The following is a 12,145-nucleotide window of genomic DNA, read 5'->3' as shown; positions in this document are numbered from 1 at the left end:
CCCTGACGCCCACACCACACACCCAAATCCCCACCAGAAACACAAAACAGCAAGCCATAACAACCCGACCACCGCAGACCCAACGACCCGTCACAAGGTGGCATAGCCCGTGGCCTCCATGTGTGGCTCAGCCTGGCCCGCAGCTCCATCGGCGGGATTGACTCCTAAGCTAAAGCTGATAGCTTTCAGTTAACGCAGTTAGCCACCGGGCTAGCAGGCCACACGGAGGTAGTCGTGACCGAGTTCCTGAACGTCAACGGTGGGACCATCGCGTACGAGGTCAGCGGAGTCGACGGACCGCTGGTGGTGGTCGCCCACGGCATGGGCGACAGTCGCGAGGCCTACCGGTTCTTCACCCCCGCCCTGGTGGAAGCCGGGTACCGGGTCGCCGCGGTGGACCTGCGCGGCCACGGTGAGTCCAGCGTCGGGTGGGCGTCCTACACCCGCACCGACCTCGCGGGGGACCTGATCGCCCTGGTGAAGCACCTCGGCGGACCGGCGGTACTCGTCGGCCACTCCATCGCCGGCGGTGCGGTCACGATCGCCGCGGCCAAGGCCCCGGAGCTCATCACCGCGGCGGTCGAGCTCGCGCCCTTCACCCGCAAGCAGCAGGTCCGGCTCGGTGACCTGCGAGTGGCCGGCTACCGCCGCGGCGCGACCCATCTCATGGGCACCACCATCCTCGGCAGCACCCGGCAGTGGGCCAAGTACCTGGACGCCGCCTACCCCGGCAACAAGCCCGCGGACTGGGACACGCGCATGGGGCAGATCACCGCGATGCTGGAAGAGCCCGGCCGGATGAAGGTCCTGCAGGCGATGGGCAGGATCTCCCCCGCAGATGCCGGTGAGCAGCTGGGCAACGTCACCTGCCCGGTGCTCATCGTGCAGGGCACCCTCGACCCCGACTGGGCCTCGCCACAGGCCGAGGGCGAGGCGATCGTCGCCGACCTGCCGACCGGCCTGGGCCGGCTGCAGATGATCGAGGGGGCCGGTCACTACCCGCACGTCCAGTTCCCCCAGCAGACCCTCACCGCGGTCCTGACCTTCCTGGCCGGTGTCGGTGCCTAGGGCAGGCCTGGACGCGGCCACGATCGTCGCCGCCGCCGCCGAGCTCGCCGACGAGATCGGCTTCAGCGAGCTGACCATGGGCCGGCTGGCCGAGCGGCTCGGAGTGCGCGCCCCCTCGCTCTACAAGCACATCGCCAGCCAGGAAGACCTCCACCGGCGCATCGCGGCGCTCGCCCTCGACGAGGCCGGCACCGCGATCGGCACGGCCATCCAGGGCCGCGCCGGCCGCGACGCCCTCGCCGCCGCGGCCGGCGCGCTCCGCGACTTCGTACTCACCCACCCCGGCCGCTACGCGGCCACCCTCGGCCTCACGCCGACCGGTCCCGACGACCCGATCATGCTCGCCGGCAGACGAGGGATCGGCCCCTTCGAAGCGGTACTGCGGGGATACGACATCCCCCCGCAGGACATGACCCACGCGCTGCGGGCAGTGCGCAGCGTCTTCCACGGCTTCGCCAACCTGCAGGCATCCGGCGGATTCCAGTGGTCCACCGACGTCGGCGAGAGCTTCGAATATCTCATCGACCTCGTCGACCGGGGCCTTCGCTCCGCCGCGGACACAGACTCCGCCGCCGCAGACCCCGCCGACCAACACCGGTAGACCACATGCTCGCCGGACCGCCAACCTCTCGTCCCCGCCCCCGCCCGCCCGCCAGAAGTGGAAAGCCGTCATGGACGCAGTGCTCACCGCCGTCATAGACATCGACGCCACCCCGGAAGAGGTGTGGGACGTCCTCACCGACTTCGCCACCTACGGCGAGTGGAGCAACTTCACCGCAGCCGAGGGAACCGCTCAAGTGGGAAGCAGGCTCACCATGCGCATGCCGGGCATGACCTTCAGGCCCACGGTCACCGTCGCGACCCCCGGCCAGGAGCTGCGGTGGGCAGGCACGCTCGGCACGAAGCGGCTCTTCCACGGCCAGCACTCCTTCGTCCTCTCCCTCAATCACGACGGCACTACCCGCCTGACCAACCGCGAGGAATTCTCCGGCGCCCTGACCACCCTGACCAGGCGGTTCCTCAAGACGCCCAAGCACGACGGGTACGCCGCGTTCAACACGGGCCTCAAGCAGTGGGTGGAAGGCCTCACCGACAGCACACGCTGACGACGCCCTCACCTGCCAGGACGACGCGATCCTTCTGTTCCTGGCCTCCCACCGCCGGCGAGCGCTGATCGGGGTCTTCCTCGCCATGGTGCTTGTCGGCGTACTCCTCGGAGTGACCCTCACCGTCTTCCGCGCGGAGCATCTGGACCACCTCCCGCCGGGAACGCACGCGGACGCCGCGGGCGCCATCTACGACTCACTCGTGAAATTTCTGCGCTCCAGCATTCGGGCGCTCGGTGCCCTGGTCCCTGGTCACCGCCCGCGGTGCATTCTGCGTCGGCCCCTCCCGGCCCGCCGTGTTCATTCGCCACTTCTGCAGCACGGGCATCGGGGCGGGCCGGGACGTGGCCGCTCAAGCAAGGCTGCGCCTGGGCGTGGTGGGCCTGTTCGTCCACCGTTTCAAGCCGTGGATCGGCGCGGCGATCCACGCGATGGCCGCGATCGTCCTGTTCACCTGGAGCTACCCGACCATGGCGGTCGTTATCTGGACGGCGGTGATCGTGCTGGTCGCCTTCGCCATCCGGGAGTTCCTGGACACCGCTCCAGTCATGACGCGACGCCTCGTCATGACCGGCGCTCACACATCCGGCACCAGATCACCCGCCGGGCGGTGCCCGACATGCCGTCGTGGTCTCGGCTGTCGGCGTCCGGTAGACAGTGCATGGCTCGGCCCGCGCGTGAGCCGTATGCCACCCACCTCACCGGGCACAGGAGCGGTCCGGCCAACGTCGCCTGGACGGACCGCTCTACAGGGGGAATAGGTGCGTCGTTTGCAGGTCTATCCGCCGCCTGCGGCCGGGCCGTTCATGGCCGGGCCCAGGTCCACCGGGGTGGACGTGGCGTTCGCCGGCGGGGGAAGAACAACCAGCGGCTGACCGGCGGGCGGGACCGGCGGGGTCATGTCCGACTTGGGCAGCTTCGGCGGGGTGGTCTGGGTGAACAGCGTGGTGTCGAAGTCGACCAGACCGGTCTGCTCCATCACCGTGATGTGGTCCAGGACGGTGTCGTTGGCCTGGTCGGCCAGCGCGCGCACCAGCGTGTTCTTCGTCGTCGAGCGGACCTTCGCCACCGTGTTGAAGATCGACCCGTGCGTCATGCGCAGGATGTTGGCGAAGTCGACGTCGAACTGCTTGCCCTGGTCCGCCTTGAGGGTGTTGACGAAACCTTCCTGCTGCGGACTGGCGATGTTGGGCAGGGTCACGTTCAGCAGCGGCGCGATCTTGCGGCAGGACTCGTCCAGCGCCGCATGTCCGTCGACCAGGTGCTGACTGGCGGTGATAACTCCCTTGCTCTGCCCTTTCTGCAGCCCGATCAGCCCGACCGGATGCTCCCACAGACCGGCCGCCCGCACCGCCACGACGAAGGCCCGGTCGCCCTCGGTGAACGGCCCCCACTGGGTGTTGGCGATGATCCGGTCGCCCGAGGTCGACACGGTGTCCAGTCCGAGCATCGACGGGTAGGCGAGAGCACCCAGCGTCAGGGCCAGGGCGCCCCCTACGACAACAGTGCCCACCATGTTCCGCGAAAGTTGCACCATTCCTCCTGCCCGTCAGGAAATCCGCTGACCTGCCCACCCGATGGGGAGCAGACGAAGAGAACTACGCGCGCGACACCCTTTCGGCTCACCAGACCAAGCAACAGCTTCACAGGCAGGGCACAGGAGGAGTCTCTGAGGTCCCCACAGTCGAACCGGCAAACCCGTACACCTAGAATCAAATTGGTGTTCGAAGACCTGCCGGAGGACCTGCCGCGTCTGGAGACGCTCGGGCGTGGCACACGCTGTGGCTGACCCGCATCGATGCGAAGATCGCCGCCGTGCAGCAGCGGCAGGCTGAGACCGAGCAGGGGCGGCGCCGCCGTCCCCAGCCGCCGCAGTGGACGGTCGAGCTGGGCATCGGCGCCGGACGCCCGCCGATCCAGGTCCATGCCGGTGACTGTCATATGGCGGGCGAGCGGCGGCGTCCCGTCGGCCGCGACGAAGCCCGCCGCCTCCTCGCCGGAGGCCTGCGTCCCTGCGCCCACTGCCGCCCCGACACCCAACTCGACATCCCCGGCTTACCCCGCGGCACCACCCCGGCCCCCGTCCCCTGCCGCAAGGACACCAGCACCATGAGCACCTCAGCGCCCCGCCTCCGATCGCAGACCCTGACCCGTCCGCGTTCGCCTGTCTGGGCAGCCAGGTCAGCCCTTGTGCCACCTGCCAGCAAGACACCCAAGTACGGCCACGGAGGCAGCCCCCTCTGCCAGTGGTGCCTGGCACACGTCCTGGAAGGCTGGGGACCGACCGCCCGATTCACCAGCACCCGCGCCTGACGGTCAGCACGCCCACCACCGAGTGCCGGACCGTCCCGGAGTACGCCCGAACGCCACGGCCGTCCGGTGGAAGAGAACTCCGGTGACATGGATGGGGTTTCGTTCTGTCCGTTGTCCACTGCAGGCATGGCTCAGGGCCCTCCGGCGTGAAGGGCCCTGGACCAGTGGTGGCGTCGGTTGGGGAGCCGTTAACGAGCGGCGAATCAGGTGCCAAGTAACTCGTGAACCACCTCCGAGTCGCCGCCGCAAAATTTCAGCTGGACGGCGAGCCCAGCCTGGTGGCGCCGCCTTTGTTCCGTAACCAGCCCGCCTCGTCACAGGACAGGGTGAAGTAGTCCACCACCCCGTCCAGACCCAGATCCCGCCCACCGACAGCCCCTCTCGGCACCCCCGTTCCCAGCGTTCGGGCTGGACGGTATGGGCGCCGGTGTACAGCGGGGACGGATATCGGCGAAGGACTCCCTCACGGAAGGCGGACCTGGTAAATGGGCCGCCGCCGGAAAACTGTCATAGGCGTCAGCTGTGGCCGAAGGCCGCGCACGAGAGCGATGTGCTCGACGAGGTCACCGAACGCAGGCTGCTGACCAGGAACTTGCGGACCGTCAACGCCCTGCCGGACCCGACGGTCCTCGAGCCGGTGATCGCCGGTGTGACCGCGGGCTCAAAGGGGCGGGCGCGGTGTCGCCGGTCGGGCGCCTGTCCATGTGTGAGTGGGGCTGCCGCATGGACAGGCGTGACCGTGGGCCTCAAGCCGCTTCGAGGAAGGGGTAGTCGGTGTAGCCCTCGGCGCCCGGCCCGTAGAACAGTTCCGGGCGCGGCTCGTTCTCCGGGTGGCCACCCTGCCAGCGCTCGACCAGGTCGGGGTTGGCGATGAGGGCCCGGCCCACGACCACGGCGTCGGCGTGGTCGGCCTCGATGTGCTGGAGCGCCTGCTCGCGGGTGGTCTGCCCCCCGAAGGGGCCGCTGTTGACGATCAGCTTGCCGTCGAAGCGCCGCCGCAGCTCCTGTACAAGGTCGCCGCCCGGCTCGGCGTGCAGTACGGAGAGGTAGGCCAGGCCCAGCGGGCGCAGTTGGTCCATCAGGGTGCCGTAGGTGGCCAGGACGTCGTCCCGGTCGGTCTCGAAGACGTCCCCGAGGTCGACCTCCGGCGAGATCCGCAGCCCGACCCGCTCGGCACCGACGGCCTGGGCGACCGCCGTGACGACCTCGACGACGAAGCGGGCGCGGTTGTGCGGCGAGCCGCCGTACTCGTCGGTGCGCTGGTTGGCCGCCGGGGAGAGGAACTCCTGGAGCAGGTAGCCGTTGGCGCCGTGGATTTCCACGCCGTCCGCTCCCGCCTCGATGGCCCGGCGGGCCGCGGCGACGAAGTCCTCCAGGGCTGCCCGGATCTCCGCGGTGGTCATCGCTTCCGGTACGGGGTAGGGCTGCTCGCCCTTCTCGGTGAACGTCTTGCCGTCGATGGCGATCGCGCTGGGGGCGAGGATGCGGCGGCCGCCGTTGATGTCGGGGTGGGTGCCGCGGCCGGCGTGCATGATCTGCAGGACGATGCGGCCGCCCTCGGCGTGCACCGCCTCGAACACCCGCTGCCAGCCGGCCGCCTGCTCGTCGGTGGCGATGCCCGGCTCACCGACATACCCCTGCGACGCGTGGTCGGGGTAGGTGCCCTCGGTGATGATCATTCCGACGCTCGCCCGCTGCCGGTAGTACTCGGCCATCAGGTCCCCGGGAATGCCGGAGGAACCGGCCCGGACCCGGGTCAGCGGTGCCATGACGATGCGGTTGGCGAGCTCGATCTTCCCGAGGGAGACGGGGGAGAAAAGCGGGGGAACGGGCGAAACTTCTGAAATGTTGACAGTCATGGGTTTCTTTCTTTCTGCAACACGAAGGAAAACGGGATGAAGGTCTGCGACGCAGGGTGTCCCGGCGGAGGCGCGGATGCGGTCCTCGGGCAGGCGTGGCCCGCTGACGGTGACGCGGTTCCATGACCGCGATCGGGGTGTGGGTGGTGTTGGCGGCGAACGCGGTGAGAGCCGCATGCCGTCGGCGCCGGCGCCGGCGCCGGTCAAGCGCAACTGCCCGCCGGAGTACGGGCGTTCGCCCCTTGCGCACGATCAGCAGTAAGCCAGGTGACGAGTCATGGGTGCCGCCGCCGGAGTCGGTACGGATCGGTGTCTGCAGGCCGCGCCGCGACCGGCTCCCTCGACGCGCCTCGGCGAAGAGGACCGATACACGGCTTCACCTGGAACGCGTTTTTCGGCGGTGGCGGGAACAGCGATCTCAGCGCTCCTCATTCTCACCGGCCTGAGGCACTTCCGCCGGCCGATCGCCCATCGGACAGCGCGCTCCACGAAGGCGCGGGCCTAGTTGAGCGGCACGTCCGCGACGGCCTTGAGGTGGCTGAACGTCTCGAGGGAGTACCGGCCGTGGTACCGGCCCATGCCGCTTTCGCCGACGCCACCGAAAGGCAGTCCCGGCATGAGCAGCTGCATCACCGGCTGGCCCCAGGCGACGCCGCCGGAGGACGTCTCATTCACGAGGCGCGACTTGGTGGCCTCGGACGTGGTGAAGGCGTAGAGCGCGAGGGGCTTTTCGCGTTCGTTGATGAAGGCGATAGCGGCATCGAGGTCTTCGACTTCGACGACGGCGAGGATCGGACCGAAGATCTCCTCCTGCATGACCGGCGATGCGGGGTCGACATCGGTGAGCACCGTCGGTGCGATGAACAGGTCGTCACGGTCGTGCCGGCCTCCCACCGCCGCCCGGCCGGAATCCAGCAGACGGGTGAGCCGGTCGAAATGCCGCTCGTTGATGATCCGGCCGAAGTCGGCTGCGGTCTGCGGAGTGGAGCCGAACTGAGCTTCGACCGCCGCACGCAGGGCGGGAACCAGTGCGGCAGCGGTGGCAGGATCGGCCAGAACGTAGTCAGGGGCTATGCACTGCTGCCCCGCGTTGCCGAACTTGGCGCCGACCAGCCGCTTCGCGGTCTCGTCCACGTCGGCGTCGGGCGCCACGAAGACCGGCGACTTGCCCCCGAGTTCAAGCGTGACCGGGGTGAGGTTCTTGGCTGCCGCGGCCATGACGATCCGGCCGACCGCGCCATTGCCGGTGTAGAAGATGTGGTCGAAACGCTGCGCCAGGAGGGCCGTGGTCTCCTCGGCGCCCCCCTCGACCACGGTGAGCACGTCGGCGTCGAAGTACTCACGCAGGAGCCGCGAAGCGACCGCCGAAGTGTGCACCGACATCTCGCTCGGCTTGGCCACCACGGTGTTCCCGGCGGCCAGCGCGCCGATGATGGGGTCGATGAGAAGGTGCAGCGGGAAGTTCCACGGGGCGATCACCAGGACGACCCCGAGCGGGTCGTACGTGGTGTAGGCCGTTGTCGTGGGACCGAAGTGGGCAGGAACCTCCACCGGGCGAGGCTCAAGCCAGTTCTCGAGATTCGCCAGTGCCTCGTCGATGTCGGCGACGGTGAAGTCGATCTCCTGAGTCTTGGCCTCGGCGGCGTTCTTCCTCAGGTCCGCCCAGAGCGCTTCGATCAGCTCCTGCTCGTTCTCGACCAGCAGGGCCCGCAGCCGCCGCAACTGGCTGACGCGCCAGTCCAGCCCGCGGGTCACGCCGGTGTTGAACGTCGCACGAAGGCGGCCCACCACCTCCGCGGCCGTTTCGGTCCGGTGCGTCCTCGACTCGGTCGCCTGTGTTGTGGTCATGGGGTGTGCTCCGCTCTTGATGCAGGCCGCGCCGTCAAAGGCGTTCGTGGCATGCCGTAGTACCGGTGATGGGCAACCCGGTGGATGACGGATGAAGGGTCAATCCGTGCCTTCACTGTAACCCATGTACGCGTTAGCGCGAACATGGGGCGGGGGATATTCTTCCCTCATGGCCAGTCGCACCTCATCCCCCCTCGTCCACCCCGACACGGACGACCTCGACCTCTTCAAGATCATGAGCGCGCTGACCGACGAAACCCGGCTCACCATCGTCGTCACCCTCTCCGTCTCCCCCGGACTGGCCTGCAGCGGCTTCACGCAGGACGTCACCGCGTCCGTACTCACCCGCCACTTCCGCGTCCTGCGCGAGGCCGGTCTCATCCGGCAGCACGACGTCGGCACCCGCCGCTTCAACACTCTGCGCAAGGAAGAACTGGACCAGCGCTTCCCCGGACTGCTCGACCTCGTCCTCAAGGAGAGCGTCGGCCGCGTGGAGCCCTACGTGAACACCGAGTGCGCCTGACCCTCCGGGGCACCCCTCCGTGGCCGCGACGAACCGGACCCACCGCAGCCAGGCGTCCTGCTTACGGTTGGCATCGATCACGTCGAACAACACCCCTGGCGCCGAGCGGCAGTAACCGGTGCCCCAGCAAGGCGCGCCAGACGCCTCCGGGGGCGGTGTCGGATTCAGGACGGCGCGGGCGTGCTGCGGGCAGGCAGTGGAAGAACGGTGCCGCCGCTGCGCAGGGCGTCGTTTTCGAGGGCCAGCTGGCGGATGGCCTCCTCGTACAGGGCGAGGGTGCGGCGCAGGTCGGTGTTCTCCTTCCGTAGCCGGCTCAGGTTGGCTTCGGTACGCGCGTCGGATCCGGAGGGTTCCGTCGGCGTCGCAGGCTGGGCTGGCGCCGGGATGCGGGACCGGAAGTGCACGTCGATCAGATCGGCGTAGTGCCGGTGGAAGGTGGCGTGCGGGATGTCCAGAAGCCGCTCGATCGCGGTCACGGTGGGGCGCCGTCCGCGGGCTGCGGCCTCGGCAAGGACGGTATCGATGGCGGCTTTGACGGTGTCGGTGCCGGGCAGGGCGCGTTTCACTCGGCGATCTCCGGGGCGTGGCGAGTGAGGAACGCGGCGGTGGCACGGTGCTGTTCCTCAAGGCGGTGACGGACGTACGGGGCAGACGGTCGTCGGCGGCCAGGGTGTGACGGGCCAGGATGCGGCGCAGGCGGGATTCGTCGGTGACGACCTGGCCGTCGAAGACCGTGTGGCGGACGAGCTCGGCGAGCCGGGCTTCGGCTTCCGCACCTGCGGGACCGGTCAGAGCCGGCCGTCAGCCGGCTGGCAGCGTTCCAGGACGGGGGCCGTTCAGAGTCCGGGGCGTCGCCGGTACCGTGGGCGCGGGCGGGACCGGGTGCATCATCTGGCGGATTCGGCAGCGCCGACCCGGCGCACCCGCTGATCCACAGTCGCGGAGTGTCCGTCCGGCCGGCGTCGGGGGTCGGACAGCGCGAGAACCTGGGGAAGCCGTGTCGCCACCGGCACCCGACTCGAGCCTGCGCCGCACCGGCACCTTCACGAGATGGCAGCCGGACTGTCCTTACTCCGAGCCCAGGGAGTAATGGACTCTGTAGTCACGGCCGAAGCGGTTGGCCTCTGCCGCGGACCCGGTCAGTCGGTGCAGCCAGAACCCGTAGGCCACCGACTCCATCTGCTCCTGCGTCAGATGCAGCCGCCACCTTCTCGCGCCCCGGTCGTACACGGCCGTACGGACCTGCTCGGCAAGGCCTGTCGCGGGCGGTGACTTCAGCTCGCCGGCCAGGCCGACGAACACCCGCAGCGCTGTCACCTGGGACGGCGCCAGCTCCACCAACCGCTGGCCCGGCGCTGCCTCCGGTCCCAGGGACATCGGAGTCGGCCGGACCCCGGCGTAGGCGAGCAGGTCGTGCCCGATCGCCGACAAGCGGACCGCCCAGCAGGAGGCCGGTCACCTGGATCCCGCCTGGGACTCCATCGACATCCTCGTCTTCGTCAGCCAGCTCGCCACGGCCTGGGCCGGCCAACTCGACCTCGTGGACGCGGCGGCCGACCAGGCCCGCGACCCCTCCCCGGCAGCCCGCCGCGCCGCCGTCGTCGCTGCCGTGCAGCGTCTGTTTCCTGCCACCGCAGGCGACGCCGGCGTCGGGGCTGGGAGCTGATCGATCGACTTCGGCATCAGCCCGGCCACATCCTTCGCCCGCTGGTAGGCCAACGTGTCGAAGAAGTAGGACTGCTCATCCCCCTGCCCCGAGCGCTCGGCCGATCGGTGTGGAGTGAGGACCTCCGCCAGGCTGGCCGACTCAGGTGCGGGCCGCCACCCTGCATCCGATGCCGGGAGGGGCCGACGACGGACGTTACCGCCGCCTCACCGTCCACCTCCCCCGCAGTACGCGCAGCGGCTCTTCGACCCCCGCGACGCCGGAGCCGGCGACGCGCAACTGCGCGGCATCGTCGCCGAAGGGCTCCAGGAGATCTCCTGCAAGGACGGCGGCCGCCGCGCCGACCACCTCGAAGTCGAACTCAACGACATCGACTACATCGACGTCAGCTTCTGACCCACACCGCACACACGACAGCGCCCGGACGGGGAGATGAGCCGAAGCGCGATAGTTGTCACGAAAAGCAGGCCTGTTGTCACCATGAGCCGCTAGTGGGTCCGTCGATGGGCGACCTTTTGAGATAGTGGCACCTGATCGAGGCGACTGACACCGACGGCCGTCAAATACCAGACGCGTGGTCGGTGGACTCGGGTGACCAGCGAGGACGCCCTGAGTGTCGGTGGCAACCGGTTCGAGCTTCCCGGACAGGTGCCAACCAAGATGGCCTTTTGATGCCGCCCATCGCGGCCAACCCGTAGGGGGGCAGCCCGGGCAACTCCGTTATGCCGACCCACCGGTGTCGGCCTGGGCCCCTGCATCCCAGCCCTGGAGCGCAGCCGGCTCTTCGATCAATCTTTGGGGCTGGTGTGCCCGGTTCGCCTCGCGAAGAGCCACCCAGGCGTCCGCTACGGGACCGACGTGCCCGAGCTTATCGGGGTTGTTCACCGTGTGGATCGTCTGGATCTGCCCGTCGAGTACAGCGAGCGCCCAGGTGCTGAGGACCTGGCCGTCCCGGTCGCGGAAGATCGCACCTGGCTGGCCGTTCACCTGCTGCGGCTCCACGACGCCACCGCCCCTGATAACCAACGGCACGAACGCCGCGAGCACCCGGACCACGTGCCCGGCACCGAGGACGACCGGCTTGAATTGCGGGGCCTTGCCGCCACTGTCGCCGATCATCTGAACGTCGGCGGCCAGCAGCTCGGCCAGCCCGTCGACATCCCCTTCCCGAAAGGCATCAAAGAAGCGTTCGGCGAGTTCCTCGCGCTCCTTCCGGTCGGCCTCGAACCGGGCCCGGCCCGCATCCATGTGACGGCGCGCCCGCACCGCGAGCTGGTGGCACGCCACTTCCGATCGCCCCACGACCGATGCGATCTCCGGGAAGCCGAAGGCGAACACCTCCCGCAACACGAAGACGGCGCGCTCAAGCGGGGTGAGTCTCTCCAGCAGGAGCAGAGCCGCCATCGATAGCGAGTCCGCCAGCTCCGCCGACCGCGCCGGATCCTCGTACGGATCGCTCAACAGCGGTTCGGGGAGCCACGGTCCGGCATACTCCTCCCGCCGGACGCGGGCCGAGCGCAGTACGTCGATCGAGATCCGAGTGACCACTGTCGACAAGAAAGCCTTGGCTGACCCGGGCCGGGTGGAGGTGGCCTGGTAGCGCAGCCAGGTCTCCTGGACCGCGTCCTCAGCCTCGCTCACACTGCCCAGGATCCGATAGGCGATCGAGAACAGCAGCGGCTGCTGCTCCTGGAACTCTTCGGTCTTGGTCATGCTGATTCCTCCTCGAATCTCTGCCGCCGGGGTGGCGCCGGCTCCCAGA

General features: G+C 69.0%; 14 protein-coding genes. 7 read left to right on the top strand and 7 right to left on the bottom strand.

The window, feature by feature from the left end:
- Positions 1-234 precede the first annotated feature (234 nt).
- The 3 genes from ACFWBB_RS32090 (at position 235) to ACFWBB_RS32080 (ending at position 2,174) form a co-directional block, all read left to right on the top strand.
- Complete coding sequence (locus ACFWBB_RS32090; protein ID WP_385279322.1) at positions 235-1,068, top strand: alpha/beta fold hydrolase; 834 nt, start codon at positions 235-237, stop codon at positions 1,066-1,068.
- Positions 1,069-1,090: 22 nt separating this feature from the next.
- Positions 1,091-1,669, top strand: coding sequence for a TetR/AcrR family transcriptional regulator (locus tag ACFWBB_RS32085; protein WP_385279326.1), 579 nt, complete (start codon positions 1,091-1,093; stop codon positions 1,667-1,669).
- Between the two features lie 70 nt (positions 1,670-1,739).
- A complete protein-coding gene (locus ACFWBB_RS32080; protein WP_385279320.1) occupies positions 1,740-2,174 on the top strand; it encodes an SRPBCC family protein in 435 nt (144 codons plus the stop codon).
- Here ACFWBB_RS32080 and ACFWBB_RS32075 read toward each other — a convergent pair.
- A complete protein-coding gene (locus ACFWBB_RS32075; RefSeq protein WP_385279318.1) occupies positions 2,155-2,316 on the bottom strand; it encodes a hypothetical protein in 162 nt (53 codons plus the stop codon). The genes ACFWBB_RS32080 and ACFWBB_RS32075 overlap by 20 nt on opposite strands.
- 636 nt (positions 2,317-2,952) lie before the next feature.
- The gene (locus ACFWBB_RS32070) at positions 2,953-3,690 is read right to left on the bottom strand and encodes a DUF4142 domain-containing protein (RefSeq protein WP_385279316.1); all 738 of its coding nucleotides are present in this window, start codon (positions 3,688-3,690) and stop codon (positions 2,953-2,955) included.
- 299 nt (positions 3,691-3,989) lie between these two features.
- Here ACFWBB_RS32070 and ACFWBB_RS32065 point away from each other — a divergent pair, with 299 nt between their 5' ends.
- On the top strand, positions 3,990-4,487 hold the full coding sequence (locus ACFWBB_RS32065; protein WP_385279314.1) for a DUF6233 domain-containing protein: 498 nt from the start codon (positions 3,990-3,992) through the stop codon (positions 4,485-4,487).
- 746 nt (positions 4,488-5,233) lie between these two features.
- Here the strand turns inward: ACFWBB_RS32065 and ACFWBB_RS32060 are convergent.
- Both ACFWBB_RS32060 and ACFWBB_RS32055 read right to left on the bottom strand, forming a co-directional pair.
- Positions 5,234-6,346 (bottom strand): alkene reductase, encoded by a 1,113-nt coding sequence (locus ACFWBB_RS32060; protein ID WP_385279312.1) that lies wholly within the window; start codon positions 6,344-6,346, stop codon positions 5,234-5,236.
- 501 nt (positions 6,347-6,847) lie between these two features.
- Positions 6,848-8,194, bottom strand: coding sequence for an aldehyde dehydrogenase family protein (locus tag ACFWBB_RS32055; protein WP_385279310.1), 1,347 nt, complete (start codon positions 8,192-8,194; stop codon positions 6,848-6,850).
- Positions 8,195-8,363: 169 nt separating this feature from the next.
- Here ACFWBB_RS32055 and ACFWBB_RS32050 point away from each other — a divergent pair, with 169 nt between their 5' ends.
- Positions 8,364-8,717: an ArsR/SmtB family transcription factor gene (locus ACFWBB_RS32050; RefSeq protein WP_385279308.1), complete on the top strand. Its 354-nt coding sequence runs from the start codon at positions 8,364-8,366 to the stop codon at positions 8,715-8,717.
- A 164-nt stretch (positions 8,718-8,881) separates the two neighbouring features.
- Here ACFWBB_RS32050 and ACFWBB_RS32045 read toward each other — a convergent pair whose 3' ends face one another.
- Both ACFWBB_RS32045 and ACFWBB_RS32040 read right to left on the bottom strand, forming a co-directional pair.
- A complete protein-coding gene (locus tag ACFWBB_RS32045) occupies positions 8,882-9,283 on the bottom strand; it encodes a hypothetical protein (protein ID WP_385279306.1) in 402 nt (133 codons plus the stop codon).
- Between the two features lie 502 nt (positions 9,284-9,785).
- Positions 9,786-10,148 (bottom strand): DUF6417 family protein, encoded by a 363-nt coding sequence (locus ACFWBB_RS32040; RefSeq protein ID WP_385279304.1) that lies wholly within the window; start codon positions 10,146-10,148, stop codon positions 9,786-9,788.
- On the opposite strand from ACFWBB_RS32040, the gene ACFWBB_RS32035 reads away from it, so the two are divergent.
- Together ACFWBB_RS32035 and ACFWBB_RS32030 are read left to right on the top strand one after the other, a co-directional pair.
- The gene (locus ACFWBB_RS32035) at positions 10,138-10,383 is read left to right on the top strand and encodes a hypothetical protein (protein ID WP_385279324.1); all 246 of its coding nucleotides are present in this window, start codon (positions 10,138-10,140) and stop codon (positions 10,381-10,383) included. The genes ACFWBB_RS32040 and ACFWBB_RS32035 overlap by 11 nt on opposite strands.
- Positions 10,384-10,497: 114 nt before the next feature.
- Positions 10,498-10,779: a hypothetical protein gene (locus ACFWBB_RS32030; protein ID WP_385279302.1), complete on the top strand. Its 282-nt coding sequence runs from the start codon at positions 10,498-10,500 to the stop codon at positions 10,777-10,779.
- Between the two features lie 324 nt (positions 10,780-11,103).
- Here ACFWBB_RS32030 and ACFWBB_RS32025 read toward each other — a convergent pair whose 3' ends face one another.
- Positions 11,104-12,096: an RNA polymerase sigma-70 factor gene (locus ACFWBB_RS32025; protein ID WP_385279300.1), complete on the bottom strand. Its 993-nt coding sequence runs from the start codon at positions 12,094-12,096 to the stop codon at positions 11,104-11,106.
- Positions 12,097-12,145 lie beyond the last annotated feature (49 nt).

Origin of the sequence: Streptomyces sp. NPDC060000 (assembly GCF_042737375.1) — a bacterium.
Taxonomy (GTDB): domain Bacteria; phylum Actinomycetota; class Actinomycetes; order Streptomycetales; family Streptomycetaceae; genus Streptomyces.
The sequence above is the reverse complement of the archived record's forward strand: the minus strand, read 5'-3'. Positions and strand labels throughout refer to the sequence as shown.